Source organism: Pontimicrobium sp. MEBiC01747, assembly GCF_053601635.1.
The window spans coordinates 1-18,144 of record NZ_JBSHNS010000128.1 but is presented as its reverse complement, the minus strand read 5'-3'; the positions used below and the strand labels follow the sequence as shown (position 1 = coordinate 18,144).

The 18,144-nt window shown below is 29.2% G+C and carries 17 protein-coding genes and 1 pseudogene; 5 read left to right on the top strand and 13 right to left on the bottom strand.

The genetic code is table 11. The annotated features are described in order from the left end of the window. Nucleotides 1-255: 255 nt before the first annotated feature. The 3 genes from ACVC2P_RS03500 to ACVC2P_RS03490 are packed head-to-tail and all read left to right on the top strand — an operon-like array spanning nucleotide 256 to nucleotide 4,450. Complete coding sequence (locus ACVC2P_RS03500) at nucleotides 256-1,848, top strand: hypothetical protein (protein ID WP_452597101.1); 1,593 nt, start codon at nucleotides 256-258, stop codon at nucleotides 1,846-1,848. Continuing rightward, the gene (locus ACVC2P_RS03495; protein ID WP_452597100.1) at nucleotides 1,845-3,467 is read left to right on the top strand and encodes a B12-binding domain-containing radical SAM protein; all 1,623 of its coding nucleotides are present in this window, start codon (nucleotides 1,845-1,847) and stop codon (nucleotides 3,465-3,467) included. Before ACVC2P_RS03500 ends, ACVC2P_RS03495 begins: the two co-directional genes overlap by 4 nt. Further along, nucleotides 3,464-4,450, top strand: coding sequence for an aminotransferase class V-fold PLP-dependent enzyme (locus ACVC2P_RS03490; RefSeq protein ID WP_452597099.1), 987 nt, complete (start codon nucleotides 3,464-3,466; stop codon nucleotides 4,448-4,450). Before ACVC2P_RS03495 ends, ACVC2P_RS03490 begins: the two co-directional genes overlap by 4 nt. 15 nt (nucleotides 4,451-4,465) lie before the next feature. Here ACVC2P_RS03490 and ACVC2P_RS03485 read toward each other — a convergent pair whose 3' ends face one another. The 4 genes and pseudogenes from ACVC2P_RS03485 to ACVC2P_RS03470 form a co-directional block, all read right to left on the bottom strand. Continuing rightward, nucleotides 4,466-6,154, bottom strand: coding sequence for a hypothetical protein (locus ACVC2P_RS03485; protein ID WP_452597098.1), 1,689 nt, complete (start codon nucleotides 6,152-6,154; stop codon nucleotides 4,466-4,468). A gap of 112 nt (nucleotides 6,155-6,266) precedes the next feature. After that, the gene (locus tag ACVC2P_RS03480) at nucleotides 6,267-6,659 is read right to left on the bottom strand and encodes a hypothetical protein (protein WP_452597097.1); all 393 of its coding nucleotides are present in this window, start codon (nucleotides 6,657-6,659) and stop codon (nucleotides 6,267-6,269) included. Nucleotides 6,660-6,690: 31 nt separating this feature from the next. After that, nucleotides 6,691-7,218 (bottom strand): annotated as a pseudogene (locus ACVC2P_RS03475) (DNA-processing protein DprA); the annotation flags it as partial. Nucleotides 7,219-7,293: 75 nt separating this feature from the next. Beyond that, a complete protein-coding gene (locus tag ACVC2P_RS03470; protein WP_452597096.1) occupies nucleotides 7,294-7,983 on the bottom strand; it encodes a response regulator in 690 nt (229 codons plus the stop codon). A 341-nt stretch (nucleotides 7,984-8,324) separates the two neighbouring features. Between ACVC2P_RS03470 and ACVC2P_RS03465 the strand changes: the two genes are divergently transcribed. After that, nucleotides 8,325-9,263 (top strand): HU domain-containing protein, encoded by a 939-nt coding sequence (locus ACVC2P_RS03465; protein ID WP_452597095.1) that lies wholly within the window; start codon nucleotides 8,325-8,327, stop codon nucleotides 9,261-9,263. 116 nt (nucleotides 9,264-9,379) lie between these two features. After that, nucleotides 9,380-9,889 (top strand): acyl-CoA thioesterase, encoded by a 510-nt coding sequence (locus tag ACVC2P_RS03460; protein WP_452597094.1) that lies wholly within the window; start codon nucleotides 9,380-9,382, stop codon nucleotides 9,887-9,889. A gap of 199 nt (nucleotides 9,890-10,088) precedes the next feature. On the opposite strand, the gene ACVC2P_RS03455 is transcribed toward ACVC2P_RS03460, so the two are convergent. The 9 genes from ACVC2P_RS03455 to ACVC2P_RS03415 all read right to left on the bottom strand — a co-directional run bounded on the left by ACVC2P_RS03455 (nucleotide 10,089) and on the right by ACVC2P_RS03415 (nucleotide 17,978). Next, nucleotides 10,089-11,318 (bottom strand): murein hydrolase activator EnvC family protein, encoded by a 1,230-nt coding sequence (locus tag ACVC2P_RS03455; protein ID WP_452597093.1) that lies wholly within the window; start codon nucleotides 11,316-11,318, stop codon nucleotides 10,089-10,091. Next, complete coding sequence (locus ACVC2P_RS03450) at nucleotides 11,318-12,094, bottom strand: DUF4292 domain-containing protein (protein ID WP_452597092.1); 777 nt, start codon at nucleotides 12,092-12,094, stop codon at nucleotides 11,318-11,320. The genes ACVC2P_RS03455 and ACVC2P_RS03450 overlap by 1 nt, the downstream gene beginning before the upstream one ends. Continuing rightward, nucleotides 12,095-13,459 (bottom strand): tetratricopeptide repeat protein, encoded by a 1,365-nt coding sequence (locus tag ACVC2P_RS03445; protein ID WP_452597091.1) that lies wholly within the window; start codon nucleotides 13,457-13,459, stop codon nucleotides 12,095-12,097. Nucleotides 13,460-13,499: 40 nt separating this feature from the next. After that, nucleotides 13,500-14,519 carry a sugar phosphate nucleotidyltransferase gene (locus ACVC2P_RS03440; protein ID WP_452597090.1) on the bottom strand — a complete coding sequence of 340 codons (1,020 nt, stop codon included), beginning with the start codon at nucleotides 14,517-14,519 and terminating at the stop codon, nucleotides 13,500-13,502. Nucleotides 14,520-14,598: 79 nt separating this feature from the next. Beyond that, nucleotides 14,599-14,967 carry a tetratricopeptide repeat protein gene (locus ACVC2P_RS03435; protein WP_452597129.1) on the bottom strand — a complete coding sequence of 123 codons (369 nt, stop codon included), beginning with the start codon at nucleotides 14,965-14,967 and terminating at the stop codon, nucleotides 14,599-14,601. Then, on the bottom strand, nucleotides 14,943-15,560 hold the full coding sequence (locus ACVC2P_RS03430) for a tetratricopeptide repeat protein (RefSeq protein ID WP_452597089.1): 618 nt from the start codon (nucleotides 15,558-15,560) through the stop codon (nucleotides 14,943-14,945). Before ACVC2P_RS03430 ends, ACVC2P_RS03435 begins: the two co-directional genes overlap by 25 nt. A 15-nt stretch (nucleotides 15,561-15,575) precedes the next feature. Beyond that, nucleotides 15,576-16,010 (bottom strand): dUTP diphosphatase, encoded by a 435-nt coding sequence (gene dut, locus ACVC2P_RS03425; protein WP_452597088.1) that lies wholly within the window; start codon nucleotides 16,008-16,010, stop codon nucleotides 15,576-15,578. A 41-nt stretch (nucleotides 16,011-16,051) separates the two neighbouring features. Beyond that, on the bottom strand, nucleotides 16,052-17,476 hold the full coding sequence (locus tag ACVC2P_RS03420) for an oligosaccharide flippase family protein (RefSeq protein WP_452597087.1): 1,425 nt from the start codon (nucleotides 17,474-17,476) through the stop codon (nucleotides 16,052-16,054). A 64-nt stretch (nucleotides 17,477-17,540) separates the two neighbouring features. Continuing rightward, nucleotides 17,541-17,978 carry a hypothetical protein gene (locus ACVC2P_RS03415; RefSeq protein ID WP_452597086.1) on the bottom strand — a complete coding sequence of 146 codons (438 nt, stop codon included), beginning with the start codon at nucleotides 17,976-17,978 and terminating at the stop codon, nucleotides 17,541-17,543. Nucleotides 17,979-18,144: the final 166 nt, after the last annotated feature.

Here is an 18,144-nt window from a genome sequence, read left to right as displayed (position 1 = left end):
TTTTAAACCAAAATAAATAATTACTTAAATTTATTTGTGTTTTTAAATTATTATTCGTAAATTTATAGACAATGAGAAACTAATAAGTTGTTGATTTTAAGTAGCTACTTATACGTATTCTCTTTTTTATTAAATATTAGAAGCCTCTTATTTTATGAAATCACATAAAATAGTAATATGTTAAAAAATTCTCCCAACCATTACTCAATAGCTAATGACATATACTGGCGTTATCACTAAAATACTATACAAGAAATGGCAGAAGTAACAATCTTTGATCAAGAAGTTAAAGCTCTAAAAAATCAAATTGCTGAAAAATTAGATAATACAATATCTGAAATTACATGGAATAGCAATCTTAAAACATACGAAGCCATAGTTAAGGCTATACAGAAGGAAAACGAGAAAAATAATAAAAAGGAAGAAGATAAAAAGGAGAAAGATAAAATACCAGCTTCCTTTTTAAGGAATTTCTTTTTTTATCATAATAAGGAAACAAAGGTCAGAGTTACAAGTATAAATAAATTATATAACTTTCTTTATGGGAAAGATAGAGATGAATATTTGGGAGAAAGAAAAATTGCGTATGGGAATAAAAATGAAGTTACAATAAACAAGATTGAAAAAACACCCCATGTAGATTCATATTCACTACTAGATCTTACGTTTGAAAGCGCTATCCAAAAACTTACTAATAGAGAAAATAAAAGTACAATATTTATAAATGAAAGCTTTCTCAAAGATGTTAATGGAGCTAGAATTTTGATTGAACTTTTTTGTAATCATTTCATATCATTAATAGTTGATTATGATGTTGTTTTTGAATTTGATCAGGAATTGTTCGATAATGAAAAAGGTAATAATATTTCAACCTTTGAAGGAAGTGTCCATTATTTAAAATTTTGGTCAGAGAAGAAAGAACTCCTAGCAACATTACTTGATAAAAAATTAGTCAAAAAAATCACAGGTAGAGTATATTTAACAATACTAGAAAGCCTTGTAAGTTATAAACTCAATGACAATATTCAATCTCAAGACTTTCAATCCAAATTAAAAATAGATAGATTCTTGCCACTTTTACAGAAATTAGGAAATTACAAACCTAAGCCTTTAAAATATATATATGAAAAGTCAAAAAAAGATAACTATGACATAAATCAAAGTAATTTTTACTGTGTCATTGGCTATGAAAGCTATTTTAGAAGTGATGAAAAATATGAAATGCTTAAATATTTTAGCAGATTTGGTCATGCTACCAAAGAGGCAAATGTCATTAGAGTTTTTACTGTTCCCGCTAGACGAATACAAGGAAAAGGATGGTCTTCAGAACTTAAATCGTCTGAAAATGAACTTTTATATCAATATGCCTATGCTAATATAATTTCTAATACAGCGACATATTTTTTAATGTATGATGAAGAAAAGGAAAAAGATAATAGAGATATTCTTTTTCATCAAGATTATGTGATAAAAAGTAGAAAACAAGATAACAAATCAGTAGATGAATTATTTTCTTCTCTTCAAAAATTTGACAGCAAGAAATTGACTAATGAATTTGAAGGTCAAAAGTTATATTTTGCTTATCCCGAAGATAGTTCTGGTCAAAATAAATGTTTAGTAGTACCAAAAAAATCATATGGCATTAGAATGCTTAAAGATTTTATCAATAGAGTTTCTGTAAGTAATAATGATCCCCATAAATATTTATTACATGCAACTATGGATAACTTAAACGAACTACAAGCTAGATTAAATTTAAGAGTTCTTAGAGAGAATAAATTAAATAAACTAAATGACGAAGTCCAAAGTTATTGGGATAGAGAAAAAATATTAATTAATAATGAATGAGTTTAAGAGTTCTTGCTGTTTCTGCTCCTCACTGGGTATCAGATGTCAATTCTACTGACCTGACTTATTCATTTAATAGTGAGACCCCTTTTAGTTTACAAAATGCACTGCGAGATGCCGTTGATAAGGCAATCACAGGATTTAGTAAGGCGTGGAGTAAATCAAACTTCCGCAACTTTAAATCTCGTAATGAATCCGTTATACTTCTGCAATTTTGGAAACAAGATAAAGCATACTTTGAAAAAATGTTTGAAAAAATCAACCCAAATATTTTATTCATTGGAGCTATGTCTCTGTCTTTTAGAGGAGCTTTGGAGGTTGCGAAATACGCAAAGAAAAAAAAGGGAAAGGATATATTCATTGTATTAGGAGGAAAACATATAAATGAAACTTTTTTTAAAAGCAGAGATAAGAAAAGATTCTTAAATCATATTGGATCTCCCTTAAAATTAATGCACGAAAAAACTATTCCTCATGTCTTTGATTTAGTGATAAGTGGCGATGGAGAAAAAATAATAACTACAGTCGGAGATATAATCGGAGACTTGTTAGATAGAGGATCTTCCTTTGAAAATTTCAGTAGAAATTCTAATATAACAAAACTTGAAGAAGCTTCTGGTAATTGGATTGCAGGACAGTTGATTCAAAATGAAATTAAATATTACTCTAGCAAATTAGGAAATGATATTGATTATAGTTCTTTAGCATATCCAATTGAACAATTTGAATTAAAAAAAGGATTTCAAATATTTAATACAGATTATACAGTTCACCTATACAGTGATGGTTCTAGAGGGTGCGGATATGATTGCTTTTTTTGTTCTGAAAAATCCTCAATTAATGGAAAATTAAGAATTAAAGATGAAACGTCAGTTAATAGATTATTTCAACAATTTTCTATAATAAGAAAATTAAAAGAAGAAAAATATAAAAATCAGAGCATTTCAGCATTTATAGAGGATTCTATCTTTTTAACAGGAAGCCCTGGTTTTTTAAAATCTTTTTCTGAAAGATGTATTGAAAATAATACTAGAATAAAATTTGGTGCGCAATTTACTTTAGACACCTTTCTTTCTCTTGATAATGATATCAAAGAGAAACTAATAGATACTGGATTGGATTATGTCGCTTTTGGTATTGAAACTATTAATGACGATCTAGCAAAAAACTTTAGTAAGAATACTGATAAAAAAACAGAGTGGCTAGATAAAACTGAACAAACAGTAAGAGAATGTAGTAAACTAGGATTAAAATGTGGAATGTTTTTAATTTGGGGACTAGGAGAAAGTCAAAACGATAGGATAAAACAACTTAATCAAATCTTAAAATGGATATATATTTATAATATTCCTATAGACGTTGGATTAAATATAGCTACACAACATCCATTACAAATAGTTGATGATACACACTTGAATAAATTTGGTTACAAAAAATATAATTATTTGAATTGGGGTACAGATGAAGATGATGAATATCTCCCATATTTTATTGAGCTATTTGGAGAAGCTAGCACCCGATACGCTATATATAGAGACAAACTCCCCACTATTGAAGATTTAATAGATTTACGAACTCTTTACGTACAAATCAAAGAAAAAACATACAGCATGGTATGACAGTAAAAAACAACGCATTCTTAGCACACGAAGAAATTCATTTTAATAAAATAAATGAGTTAAAAAACAATAAAAGTTTAAGAGAGCTTTTATCTAATTTTTTAGGATTGTCTAGTAATATATCTTTTAGAAATAATACTACGACTACTTTTATAGATGTCATTCAAGTATTAAAAGAAGACAATGATTACTCATTAATTTATTCTGATTTAGAACACCCTTGTATTCAAAACGCTATTGAATGTTTTTTTCCAAAAAATAGGATTATTTTTCTTAAGCTATACGACTTACTTTTAAACGGACAAATAAGAGAAATAGAAAAAAGAATATCAGAAAATCTATCGAAAAAATCTATATACTTGATTTCTCATGTTTTATGGAATACGGGTATAAAAATTAATGTGGAAAGCATTGCAACAACAATAAAACAACATAATTCCGAAAATATTTTAATTGTTGATGGTGCTCAAGCCGTTGGAAATATTGAAAGGTTATTTAATACAAATTTTTCAGAAAGTAATATAGATTTATATATAGGATGCACTCACAAGTGGCTTGAGACGAAAAACTTATTAGGGTTCGTTGCTGTTGGTGACTATATGATTAAATCCAAATATGAAATAGTGAAAAAAGTGTTTATGAAAGATATTTTTTCATTGTATGCGGGAAAATTAGATTTCTCTAATCTTGAATTAGGAATGTCTACATACGATATTAATCTACTCTCTCAAGTAACTAAAGATTTAAATCATAATATTCAATCTTTTAGATATCCTGATAGATTTTTTATACGATATTTAAGTCTAACTGTTTTTTCTATTCCCTATTTTGAAAATGAAGCCGTTGGTACTCGATTTTTTTCTTACTATGGAAGTAGAAAAGAATTAGAAAAAGCATTAGATGAATTCAAATTGGACTACCGATTCATAATTGAAGATAAAAATTTACCAAATAATTATTGTTGGATGCGCTTAGGTAAGTAAAAAGATATTTTCTTCCTAGTTACCATTATTTTTTGTAGAAAGAATTCCTGATAAATTAATAGATTTAGAAACATTAACACTAATAATTGGTGTCTGACCAGAAGCAAAATATTTTCTTACTTCCCCACTTAACTTTATACCAAACTTTCTTTCCATGAGATAAAATTGCGCAACACCAAACATCTTAACGGTATCGGAAGTCCCTCCATTAAAAAGCCTTTCTTTATTCCCCGGATTACCAAAACCTAAAACTGGGCTCATAAAGACTTCAATGTAATTATTTTGAAATAAAATTGGCATAGTTAGCCCATAGTAACTATCATAAAATTTACGAGAAGTTTTTCTTCCTCTGGTTAAATCTTGGATTAAATTTTCATCGTTTAATAACTCTGCGGTTGGAATACTTGTAGTACCTAAAGAAAAAAGATCTTCATTATTAAATTCTGTAGTCTCTGTTCTTTCTATTACCTCAATATGAAAACCTAACAATAAACGAAATTTAAAATCAGGTCTGTTTGTTTCTTTCATGGTTCTTAATCCTTGAAAATATAACCCTAAATTTGATATGTTAGTTTGAGGTGTGGTAATAACTCTTTTCGTATCATAAACTAGAACTTCGTTGTTAGTATCATCGGCAACTATTTCTTTGATGGTTTCCTCTTCAATATTGTTAAGTTCAGAACTTACACTACTGTTTTTATATATACCCGCTCTCATTCCAAGTTTTCCTTTAGTTTTTGAATCTGATAAATCAGGAATAAACACATCTATTTCAGAATAAAAACTATTAGTTTCAATTTCTTTTCCAAAATCAAAATTAGTTCCTAGATAAAAGTTATAGCGATTACCTGTGAAAGTCGAGGAGGGTATCTTTCTTTTTATAAATATTCTTTTTGTATTTAAATTTTCATTGACTTTTAAATGCCGTGAACCTATTTTTTTTTCAAAACCAGAATCCAATTTAAAATGAATACTTAACTCTTCTTTTTTAATTAATTCTTGCTTAAGTTTTATGATTTTTTTTCTAATCTCATTTTTACTTAAAGTATCACTTTTTTTATGCTCGATAAGGATTTTGTTTTCAAAATTATTTCCATTAAAATTAAAATCAACTGAAGTATTAAAATCATTAAACAATTCTGACAAGCCAATAATACTCGCTATACATTTTATACTGTCTTCTTTTTTAACGGGAAACGAAGACGATATAATAGTAAATGGTATTTCTATTGGTTTATCAGAACCCATATCGATATCTATTTTACCCTCATTACTTTCAAATGATAAATTAATTGGTTCTCGAATAAAAACAGTTTGCATCTTTTCGTCTAGCTCTAGAGCTTCTATATTATCAACTATTTCTATTCTTAGCCTAATAATATAGTCACTAGAATTATTTTTTTGTAAGTTGATAGGTAAACTTATAATATTAGACTCACTTTCATTGATTGAGATACGAGCTAAATATCCATTTGTCGAAGAGATCCCATAAAGTGCATCTACATATGAATCGCTATCATTGAAAACCCTTATATAGCAATATTCTAAGGCTGTAGGCTGATTAATTGTCACATCAATTTCAATATCTAATGTCTTTGAATCTATCTCTAATTCCTGCTTATAGTTACTAAAACCCAATGAGTTTTGAGCAGTCAAAGTATGAGAAATAAAAAATATAATTACTAGAAATATATTCTTAATCATAATGGTTGTTTTTAATTGGTTAATAGTGATTATTTAGGTAGTAAAAGTTACAAAACTTAAAACCCAAAAAAAATACGTAGATATACGTATTTTTTTAATCTGAATTTCCTTATTACTCAATTACATCATAAAGATATGTCTCTATTTTTTCCATCATTTTCTTAGATACTCGTATTTTTAACTCTATTCTTTTAATCGTATTTCTACTAACGCCTATTCGCTCACCGCAAACGGTAGCATTTATTTCTTCTTCTATGCGATAGATAAGCAATCTATTTGATAAGTCATTACTTCCATTGTTCCAATAATTGAATCCTAGCAATTCATTAATTTTTTTTCGCTTTGGTACATCGGGAATGTGTATATTGTGTTCAAATCGACTATAGTTTGTGGGTAAAAGGTTTAAAAATTTAGCCGTTTTATCGATGTTCCACCCTTTCTTTAGGCGGGTACGTTTAAGGGCAGCACCGAGGCTTGTGTCGCTGTTTTCGGGGTATCCTGGCAATGGTTTTTTAGCAAGTATAACGGTACTCCAAATGGGCAACGCAACCAACAGTCTGCAAATTGTTTTTAATAGCTGCTTTGTGCGCTGTTATATCTGTGCCATAAGCAAAGCCTGAAACAATTATTGGGTTGTAAACAGATAATTCTTCAACTAACTTTTCACAGAATGCTATACCGCTAGTGGTAATTTTACGAGTTCCAACAATGCTTATTATATGTTTTTTATTTAAATTAATATTTCCTGCTTCAAATAATAAAATAGGACTATCTATACAGTGCTTTAACCTTTCTGGGTAATTTTTAGAAGTAAAGTAATGGCATTTTATATTTTCAGATTTAATAAACTTTAATTCATTTTGCGCTTTTTCAAAATAATTTTTACTAAATAAATCTCCAATGGTAACACTTCCTATACCATCAATTTTTAAAAGATTTCCCTTTTTTTCTTTAAAAACGGCTTCTGCAGACCCGCAATGATTTATTAATTTCTTTGCAGTTGTATCTCCAATACCTGGAACATTTTGTAATGCTAAAATGTAAATTAGGTCGTTATCGGTCATTAATTAATTGTGATTAGTTAGCAACTAATTTAAGACTTTATAGTATAAAAACGCATTTAAATTTCCTTATAGTTATTATATAAACCCACTTTTTTTTGCTTCAATAATTAATTGTCTATCACTATTTTCTTTTATGTTAAAAACAGAATATAAAGCGCGTTTTCGCTTTTCGATACCTGCTTTAGATAATGGAATTACATTGGGCAACTCTTTCATTTTAGACCCTATAGATAGTTCGTATAGAATTTTTCGATCTATGTCATCTAACATTATTTTAGATGATACATTTTTTCTTAATATTTCTATTACTGTGTTGCTATAATATGGCGGGTTAGTAATGACTCTATTAATAGCTTCTATTAAATTTTTAGTATCAATATCGTTTTTTATAAGAAATCCTTCTGGATTAATATTTTTTATAATATTATGTATTCTGTAATTATTATTTAAAAAAGTAGAAACTATAATTTTAGTTTCTTTCATAAGATCTCTAATTATAACACCTAAATCTTCTCCAGATACTATTTTTGCATTGTTTGATTGTGTTAACATGATATCTAGAAATGCAATGTCTATTGTTTTATCTTTAGCTTTATAGTCATCAATTGTAGTTTTTGCTATTTCACAGTTTTTAGCTTCTATAATTTCAAAAAACATGTTTTCCTTATTGTTTTCTATTGTTTTAAAAGCTTGCTTGTATGCCTCTGCTATTAACGGATGATCTTCTATAATTAAAACTGTATGTTTTTTACTCTCTTGCATCATAATCTATTCTTGTTACTTTGTTTTATATGAACAAAGTACTTTTTTAATTAGATCAAATAAAACAATGTATAGTGTAATTTATAAAAATACACTTATAAAAAGCGATATAAAATGTTAAAAAGCAACAAGTTACACTACAGCCTCTCTATTCCAATCTACCTCATCTTTATTAAGAAGGTCTTTTATTTAAAATGTTAGAGTTATTTATTGTTTAAAAAGTTTAAAAAAATAAAAGTTTTATAAATCTGATTTAGAGCTTAAAAGATTATATTTTTTTACCCTGTTAATAACTAATACATCATAAATAGTATTCTGTTTTAATAAATTTCTAAATTTGTTTTATGCAATTAGAGACTTACATTAGTGATTTATTATACCGTTATGAATGTGTTATAGTGCCCAATTTTGGTGCTTTCTTATCACAGCATGTTTCGGCTACAGTTCATGAATCTACAAATGCTTTTTATCCTCCAAAAAAACGTTTGTCTTTTAACGAGCAAATACAAACTAATGATGGTTTGCTAACTCGCTATATTGCAGATACCGAAAAAATTCCTTTTGAGACTGCTTCTACCAAAATTGCTAAGCAAGTGAATTCTTTAAAGTTATATTTAAACGAAGGAAAAACTTTAAAGCTTGAAAATATTGGAGAATTAAATTTAAATAGCGAAGGTAAGATTCAGTTTTATCCTTCTTATCATTTAAATTACTTAACTGAAGCCTTTGGGTTATCTCAATTTGTTTCACCTCCCGTTATGCGTGAAACATATAAAGCTGAAGTAGAAGTTATTGAAGAAGAAACTCCTTTAATTATCACTCCTGAAAAACGTAAGTCTAAATCTTACTTTAAATATGCAGCTGTAGCTGTAATTGCTTTAACTCTAGGTGGGCTAGTTTTCTCTAATCACTACATAAATAGTATTGAAACTCATAATGAGTTAGCACAAGAAGAAGCTAATGAGCAATTAGAAACTAAAATTCAGGAAGCTACTTTTGCAATTAGCACCCCTTTACCAGCTGCTACTTTAAATGTAAATAAACAATCTGGAAATTACCATATTGTAGCTGGAGCCTTTAGGGTTGAAGAAAACTGCGATAAAAAAGTGGCACAGCTTATTGAGCAAGGTTTTAAAGCTAGAAAAATTGGTATGAATAAATATGGTTTACACCAAGTTGCCTATTCTAGCCACTCTGATAGAATTGAGGCTTTAAATGCTTTAAATGCTATTAGAAATTCGAGTAATCGCGATGCATGGTTACTAGTTAAGCAATTAAACTAATTTACCTTAATATTTCTAAAAATATATAATGTCGAAAATTTTATTCGGCTTACCTTTGCATTTCATTTACTTAAATATCTTTTTTCGCATCACTGCGAAACTTAAATTATATTGTTATGGAAACAAAAACTGCTAAAGATTCAAGAACTATTATGACGGATATGGTTTTACCTGGTGAAACTAACCCTATTAATAACTTATTTGGTGGTGAGTTATTAGCAAGAATGGACCGTGCTGCTGGCATTAGTGCCCGTCGTCATTCTAGAAGAATTGTAGTTACTGCATCTGTTAATCATGTTGCTTTTAATAGAGCTATTCCTTTAGGTAGCGTTGTAACTGTCGACGCAAAGGTTTCTAGAGCGTTTAAATCGTCTATGGAAGTTTATATAGATGTTTGGATAGAAGATAGAGAATCTGGCATTAGAGCTAAAGCAAATGAGGCTATATATACTTTTGTTGCTGTTGATGAAACTGGAAGACCAGTTCGTGTTCCAGAATTAAAACCAGAAACAGATATTGAAATAGAGCGTTTTAATGGAGCTTTAAGGCGTAAACAATTAAGTTTAGTTCTTGCTGGGAAAATGAAACCAAATGATGCTACCGAATTAAAGGCTTTATTTGAATAGTTTTAACTTTTATATTGTTTTACAACAAAATAGCACTTTAATTTTCTAGTCTTTAGAGTTTTAGAGTTGCTATATTTATTCTATTTCTACTGTTTTGCTTTAAATTTATCTTCTTACTCAACTTAGGGTAGCTATTAAACTAGTAAAATTGTTTAGATAAAAAATGCAGAGGCTATAAAATTGTTAGTGTATAACTGTATTACATTTTATAAATCCAACTCGCTGGGTTTTGAGTTTTAGTTTCTTTATATATACTAAACCTTAGCAAGCTTTCTCCAGTTCTTGGGTGTGTAAATACTTCACCTATATTTTGCTTTGTACTTACTTTATCTCCAGGTTTAACATAAAGCTTTCCTAAATTTTTATACGCAGTAATATAATTACCGTGTTTTATTAAAACTGTAGGGTTGCTCCTTTTTGGCTTTATAATTCTTAAGACTTCTCCTTTAAATACGGCACGAACTTTTGCTCCTTTGCTTGTAGAAATTCTCACTCCTGTGCTATTAATAGTAAGCGATCTATCTATAGGTGATGGTTGTTTCCCATAACGTACTTTTACTACGCCTTGTTCTACTGGCCAAGGCAACTTACCTTTACTTCCTAAAAAGTCTTTTGCCAATGCTTTATCTTCTGGAGCCATTGCAAATACCGCAGATTTTGTTTTCTTTTTACCTGCTTTTTTATTCGATTTTGCAATAGCGTCCCTAATAATTTTATCTATCTCTCGATCTATTCTATCGGCTTCTTTTTGCTTTGTTCTTATTTGGGCTGTATACTTCTTTAAATCCTTTTTTATAGCACTCATTATGGTATTATGCTGCTTCAATTCTTTTTCTAATTCTTTTTGAGCAACCTTATTTTCGGCTATAAGTTTATTTTTCTCTTCTTTTTGTGCTAATAACTTAATATTTACGTCTTGTAACTCTTTTGTTTTAACTTTTATATTTTCTCCTTGCTGCTTTTGGTAATCTGCATATTGGTTTATATACTGAAGTCTTTTGTATGCTTGTTTAAAGTTATTAGAAGATAATAAAAACATGACACGGCTTTGCTTGTTTTTGTTTTTATATGAGTTTTGAATCATATTAGCATAATTTGCTTTTAAGCCTTTTAACTCATCTCTAAGCGCTGTTATTTGCTTTTGGTTATTATTTATCTGTCGTGTTAATAAATTAGCTTGTTGATTTGTTACTTTAATTAAATCGCGTCTTACTCTAACTTTATAGTTTAAATCTTCTATTAGAGTTATTTCAGATTTCTCCTTAGACTTATTTGAAGAGACTAAATCATTAATTTTTTTAATTTCTCGACGTAACTCCACGCGTCTTGCTTCCAACTCTTTTTGCTTTCCACTTTGTGAGAGGGATATTGTTGTGCTTAATAAAAAGACACTTATAAAAAGGAGTAATTGTATTGATGGTTTTATCATTACTTTAATTCAATTTCATCATAACCTGAAGGTATTCTAAATGGAAACTTTAATTTCTGGTTTAAAGACACTGATTTAAATTCTAAATCTATATTAAGTTCTTCATTTGCTTGTACGGCAACAATATCCAAAATTTTAGGTAATGTTTCTGTTTCTACTTTTTGATATGCAGTATAATCTATTTGTAAATGACGTTTCTCTTCGGATTGCGAAATCTGCTGAGAATCGAGCTTGAAAAAGCTTGGGTTAATTAGAAAAAATATTTCATATAATTCATCTTGTCTTTTAGGGCTTAACACATACGATTTATCATTTACATCTCCTTTATATCCTTTAGGTTCTAAATCTAAAATAGTCTCACCTAATAATAAATTTTGTACTTTTTTAAAATCTAGCTCGGTGCCTAACAACTCACTTATGTAACTAAAATCTCCGTCAAAATAGGTTTTATCCCATGTATTATAAAAAGCAACACGGTTTGGTGTAATTAATGCTTTTACAATCCCTAATTTACTTAGCCAAATGGTTTTATCTTTTTCCATACGCATAGAAACTGTTACTGATTGGCTTTTTTTACCATCATTGGTTTCTATTTTTAAACGTGCTGCTAATGTTTTAAAATTAGACTTTTTACTATTTGTTTCTTTTATTATTTGCTTCGTAGATAAATTAGAATTTAATGTACCATTAGCTATTATTGTTTTAGCAGACTTACAGCCTGTACTAAACATTATTATAATTAAAAAAACGGAAAATTTAATGTTTTTACTATTCATTTAGTTTGAGTGTTCTAATGCTTTTGCTTTATCACTAAACGTTTTTGCTTTCTCTAAATTGTTTAAAGTAGTGTAAGCTTTACTTAATTGTTTATAAAAATCAGCTTCCATTTTATTATTATCTATAATATAGTCTAAGCCTGCATCTAAACTATCTACTGCATCACTTGCTCTATTTAAACGGTTTAATGCTACTCCATTTATAAGATATAAAACTGGCTGAGATGGAAATTTCTCTAATGCTTCATCGCTTTTTTTCTCAGCTTCTTTATATTGCTCTAAATCTATATGTAATAATAAGATGTTTCGTAATAATCCAAAATTATCGACTTCTAATCGTTGTGCTTCTAGATAGTGTTTTAACGCTTTTTCTTTATCTCCTTTTATTAAGTAATATTGTGCTAACTCTACCAATGTTTTTCCGTCTGTTGCAGTATTAGTAACCATAGTAGTAATTTCTACTAAATCTTTTTCGTATTGTTGATTTAATGCAACAAATTTTACAAAGTCTGATAATACTTTTGCTTTAGATTCTGGTTTTATTTGCCTGCTACTTAAAACAATTTTCATGGACTCAATCGCTTTTTCTGCTTCGTTTTTATCTAAATAAAACTTATATAAAGCTAAGTGAACTAATTGCGATTCTGGATTTATTTCTAATAGCTTTTGAGCCGTTTCAAATGCTTTCTTCTCATTGTTGTTTTCACTATACCTGTAAATAAGTTCGAGATAGTTTTTTTCTACATTTGGATTGTCTTCTACTCGTTCTTTTAAATTAGCTATTTGTTCTTTTTTTCGACCTGTTGCATTATAAATTTGGTTTCTAAGTCTATCTCTAATATCTGAAACTCCTAATTCATCGTCTAACTCGTCTAATACTTTTAATGCGTCTTTGTACTTTTTAGTTCTAACATAAATAGAAGCTAAGTCTTCTTTATAATCAGGATGAAATTTTACCAGTTGTTTAACTGTTTTTATAGCTTTATCGTAGTTTTTTTGCTGCACATAGGCTTCATAAAGCTCATCTAAATACCACTCATTATCTGGTTGTTTTTTTACTGCTTTTTTAAGAGCATCTTCTGCTGCACCAAAATTTTTGAGCTTGTTATAGTTTTTACCTAATTCATAATATAAAATAGATTCTGAATCGTCCAACTGCAAACATTTAAGTAATGCTGTTACTGCTTTATCATAGTTTTCAATTCCTTTTTGTTTTAAGGCTTCAAAAAACAATTCTTGATATTCATCTGAAACATTCCCTAAATCATCATCTGGTGTTTTATTGAAGTCTACTTGTGCACCACTTATTTTTGGGAAAATAAATAATCCTAGTAGAATATAAAGTATGTAGATTTTATGTTTCATAATATTTCCTGTTAGCAAACGGGAACTGTATAATCAATAGTTATTCCATAATTGTGTAATCGCCAATACTAATTTTAGTAAATTCTCCATTGTATTTAACGTGGTTACCAATCATAGCTTCGTCTAAATTAGCATTTTTTATAATTGTATTACTTTGTATTAGGCTATTTTTAACGCTTGCGTTTTCTATAACACAATTATTTCCTATGGATACGTTTGGCCCAATAGTAGCATTTTTTAAAATTACACGTTCTCCAATGTAACAGGGCTCTATAATTGTAGCATTTTCTTGCTTTACAGAATTAGCTATTAATTGCTCTTCTCCATCTGCTTCTAAGAAGCCTAACATTCTAGTATTGGTTTCTAAAGTTACATTTTTATTTCCGCAATCCATCCATTCGCTTACTTCTCCTGTTTTAAAAACTTTACCATTAGCCATCATTCCTTTTATACCATCATTAATTTGGTATTCTCCTCCATTAATAATATTATTATCTAAAACGTGTTGTAATTGTTCTTTTAAAACTGCCACATCTTTAAAATAATATATTCCAATTACTGCTAGATCGCTTACAAATTGTTCTGGTTTTTCAACTAGTTCAACAATTTCCTTCTTTTCGTTTAATTTAACGACACCATAGGCTTCAGGTTGCTCTACTTGTTTTACCCAAATTACAGCGTCTGCGTCTGGATCTAAGTTAAAATCTGCTCTAATTAAAGTATCTGCATAAGCAATTACTGCTGGGCCAGACAGAGAATCTTTTGCACACATAATAGCATGCCCAGTTCCTAAAGGTTGGTCTTGCCTATAAATAGAGGCTTTAGCTCCTAAGCCTTTTGCTAATTCTTGTAAACTGGCAACTACATCTTCTCCAAACCAAGCTGGGTCTCCTAAAACAAAAGCAATTTCTTCTATTGGTTCATTTAAAACTTTAGCTATATCTTTTACTAATCGGTGTACAATAGGCTGGCCAGCTACTGGTATTAAAGGTTTTGGTACTGTTAAACTGTGTGGTCTTAATCGAGATCCTCGTCCCGCCATTGGTACTATTATTTTCATATTTATTGCTACTAACGTAGGTGCCTTTTATTGTTAAACTTATTCTTATAAAATTAAAGAACACTATTAAATGTGTTTTTTAATTAAGGTTAATATTGTTTTTCTTAGCTACTGTTTTAAAAATATCCAATTTGCCTTTATCTTCTAAAACATTATACATAATCGATAACATTTTCTCTGCATCTTTTTTATAAGGTGATCCTATTTCAGTGTATAATACATAGGCCTGCATCATGTTATCTACAGCTAATTCATATTCTTTTTTCTCAAAATACATCCTTCCTAATCCGTAAGGTGCTTCTGGGTCTTTTTTATATATTCTTCTATACTTTTTATAATACTTAATTGCATTATCATACTGGCCTTCTGCTGCGTAAGCCACACCAATATTCATAAGTGGCATTTTGCCTTTAGAGTCTAGCTTTAATGATTTTTTATATGCTTCAATTGCTTTTTTATTATTTCCCAGTTACGATACGTTATGCCTAAATTATCCCATGCAAAAGTAAATTTTTTGTCTATTTTTAGCGCCTTCTTGTAATACTCCAATGCTTTTTCGTAGTCTTGGTTTTCTCCTGCGTCTATTCCTAAATCATAATATTTTAAAGCTTCTTCTTTCTGTGATATCGATTTCTTTGAGGTTTCTTTATTATTAGAAAAATATAGACTTTCTAAATCTCCACAGGTTTCCAATAAGTAGGCTTCTATCTCTTTAAAATCTTCACTTTCATTTATTGATATATTAACTTCTAAAGGTTCTACATTAATGGTGTCTGTAGTTTTGTTTGTTGTTGTTTCTGGTAATGTGTCCTTTAATTTCTCTGAAATACCTGCTAACTTATTCGTTAGTTGGTATGACATGTTAGCCGATTTGATACATTCTTTTATAGCTTCGCTTTTCTCTTTATAATCTAGTTTTAAATCCATTTTACCAATACATTCACAGGCATTGTATGCGACTTCTACTATTTTTTCTGAATTATCTTGTGCAAAACAAAAACTACTAAATAAAATAACTGTAATGTATACGGCTTTCTTCATCTCTACTCTTTTTAATTATTTAACTCCTGTGCTTCCAAATCCTCCTGCTCCACGCTCTGTTTCTGTAAGCGTTTCTACTTCTACCCATTCTGCCCGTTCATGTTTTGCTATGACTAATTGCGCTACGCGTTCTCCATTTTCTACTGTAAAAGCTTCTTTAGAAAGGTTTATTAAAATTACACCTACTTCGCCTCTGTAATCTGCATCTATTGTTCCAGGCGCATTAAGCACTGTAATTCCTTTTTTAGCAGCTAGGCCACTTCTTGGTCTTACTTGTGCTTCTATACCAATAGGTAGCTCTAAAAATAAGCCTGTAGGCACTATAACGCGTTCCATTGGTTCTAATATTATGTTTTCGGTAATATTAGCTCTTAAATCCATCCCTGCTGAGGCTATCGTTTCATAATTAGGTAAAGCGTGATTGGATTTATTTATAATTTTTACTTGCATTTGTTTTTATTCTATAAGTTTAGACTACTAATTGCCTTTTTCTATTTTTTAATTAACTGTTTTAATTCGTTTTTCTCGAGGAATAAAGCAACCATCAAAAATAATAAAACTAAACCTGTGTTTATATAATAATTAGCATTAGTCTTTAATGCTGCTATTGAAAATAGGATAGCTAATACTAAATACCCCATTATTTTTTTAAGGTTATAAGGTACAGGATAGTATTTTTGGCCTAAAAGGTAAGATAATAACATCATTATTCCATAGGCTGCTAATGTTGCCCATGCAGCTGCAATAAAGCCTAGTTTTTCAATCATGATTAGGTTGAAAACAATAGTAACTACTGCCCCAACTATAGATAGATACATTCCATATCTTGTTTTATCTGTAAGCTTATACCAAATGGCTAGATTGAAATAAATTCCTAAACATAAGTTTGCCAATAATACTATTGGAACAATATCTATTGCTACCCAATAGGCTTCATCTCTTACAATAAGTAGTTTAAAAAAGTCTAAATATGCAACAACAAATACCAACATAAGACTTCCTACTATTACAAAGTATTTCATAATTGTGGCATAGGTTTCTTGTGCATTTTTTTCTTTTGCATGGTTAAAGAAAAAAGGTTCGGCTCCTAACCTAAATGCTTGAATAAAAATAGTCATAAATACTGCTATTTTGTAGCAACCACTATAAGCGCCATTAACATCTTTTCCTAATAAACTAGGTAAAATCCATTTATCGAAATTCTCGTTTATAACATAAGCTATACCAGCAACCATTATTGGCCAACCATAACTTAATAGTTGTTTAAAAATTGTAGTGCTAAATTGTAGTTTCGTTTTAAAGAAGTATGGTATAAGTAATAGAAAAGTAACAATACTTGCTACTAGATTAGCTATAAATATATATTTCACCAGATCTGATGAGTCATAACTTGAAAAATTAATTTTAAACTTTGGTATTGCCCAAAGGAAAAAGAAATTTAAAACGACTACTACAATAATATTAATAATCTTTATTGCTGCGAATTTTATTGGCCTACCTGTAGCTCTTAAATACGCAAAAGGAGCTACAACTAATGTATCTAAAACCAATAAGCCTATTAACAAATTAAAATAGGTTTGATTAATTCCCATCCAATTTGATATTTGAGTGTTAAATAGTATTACTACAAGTAAAAATAAAAGGGTTGTTGTTATAAGGCTAATAAAAGTTGTGGAAAATACTTTATCTTTTTCTTCTGTTTTGCTAAAAAACCTAAAGAATGCTGTTTCCATTCCATAAGTTAGTAGCACATTAAAAAAGGCTGCATATACATAAAACGTTGTGTTATCTGAATAGCTATTAGTTTCAAGCGTATCTGTATGTAATGGTACTAAAACAAAATTCATAAGACGAGGCAAAACAGTAGCTAAGCCATATATAATTGTGTCTTTAAAGAACTTTTTAAGTACGCTCAATGTAATATAAATTTAGCCTAAAAGTATTGAATTCGTTAGACCTAAAAAAGTATTCCCTCTTGTTTTAGTTAACTGGTGGGCTAGAAGGGTAATATTCGCCTTCTTTTTCTTTTAAATTACCTATTTTAACATATTTTGTTTCACCTTCTTCTATATAGCTAATAACACATTCGTTATTTTTTAATTCAAAAGGAAACTTTGGAAGTTTGTTTCCATATTCAGATTTAGGGTCGCTACTCATGGTTAAGTCTATGGGCTTAGGCTTTTTAAGTGTTGCAAAATAAGATGCTTTGCCATTTCTTAATTTACCTTTCATCTTTCTAAAGAAAACACTATCTATAATAGCATTGTTTTTAGTTACTAAATTAGGAAAGTATATATTTATACCAGATCCTCCATCTTTTATTCCTGCAACCCATTCTTGAAAATAAGGTCGAGTATGCTCTATGGGCGCTTTGTCCTGTAGTTTTAGTTTAGAGCTAGAACAGTTGAAAAGTGTCATTATGGTAATTAATATTACAAGAGATTTGAAAGTGGGGCTTGAAAACGTCATTTGTAATTATGTTTTTCTAAAGATACGAATTACAATGAAAAATAGATGTTTACTGTTTTAAAAAGCTCTATCTATAAAAGTACAAAGCCTTACTTAAAAAAGTAAGGCTTTGTAT

What these genes read in the sequence shown, in the direction of transcription:
- ACVC2P_RS03500 (WP_452597101.1), top strand. Translation starts at nt 256, where the DNA reads ATGGCAGAAGTAACAATCTTTGATCAAGAAGTTAAAGCTCTAAAAAAT.
- ACVC2P_RS03495 (WP_452597100.1), top strand. Translation starts at nt 1,845, where the DNA reads ATGAGTTTAAGAGTTCTTGCTGTTTCTGCTCCTCACTGGGTATCAGAT.
- ACVC2P_RS03490 (WP_452597099.1), top strand. Translation starts at nt 3,464, where the DNA reads ATGACAGTAAAAAACAACGCATTCTTAGCACACGAAGAAATTCATTTT.
- ACVC2P_RS03485 (WP_452597098.1), bottom strand. Translation starts at nt 6,154, where the DNA reads ATGATTAAGAATATATTTCTAGTAATTATATTTTTTATTTCTCATACT.
- ACVC2P_RS03470 (WP_452597096.1), bottom strand. Translation starts at nt 7,983, where the DNA reads ATGATGCAAGAGAGTAAAAAACATACAGTTTTAATTATAGAAGATCAT.
- ACVC2P_RS03465 (WP_452597095.1), top strand. Translation starts at nt 8,325, where the DNA reads ATGCAATTAGAGACTTACATTAGTGATTTATTATACCGTTATGAATGT.
- ACVC2P_RS03460 (WP_452597094.1), top strand. Translation starts at nt 9,380, where the DNA reads ATGGAAACAAAAACTGCTAAAGATTCAAGAACTATTATGACGGATATG.
- ACVC2P_RS03455 (WP_452597093.1), bottom strand. Translation starts at nt 11,318, where the DNA reads ATGATAAAACCATCAATACAATTACTCCTTTTTATAAGTGTCTTTTTA.
- ACVC2P_RS03450 (WP_452597092.1), bottom strand. Translation starts at nt 12,094, where the DNA reads ATGAATAGTAAAAACATTAAATTTTCCGTTTTTTTAATTATAATAATG.
- ACVC2P_RS03445 (WP_452597091.1), bottom strand. Translation starts at nt 13,459, where the DNA reads ATGAAACATAAAATCTACATACTTTATATTCTACTAGGATTATTTATT.
- ACVC2P_RS03440 (WP_452597090.1), bottom strand. Translation starts at nt 14,519, where the DNA reads ATGAAAATAATAGTACCAATGGCGGGACGAGGATCTCGATTAAGACCA.
- ACVC2P_RS03430 (WP_452597089.1), bottom strand. Translation starts at nt 15,560, where the DNA reads ATGAAGAAAGCCGTATACATTACAGTTATTTTATTTAGTAGTTTTTGT.
- dut (WP_452597088.1), bottom strand. Translation starts at nt 16,010, where the DNA reads ATGCAAGTAAAAATTATAAATAAATCCAATCACGCTTTACCTAATTAT.
- ACVC2P_RS03415 (WP_452597086.1), bottom strand. Translation starts at nt 17,978, where the DNA reads ATGACACTTTTCAACTGTTCTAGCTCTAAACTAAAACTACAGGACAAA.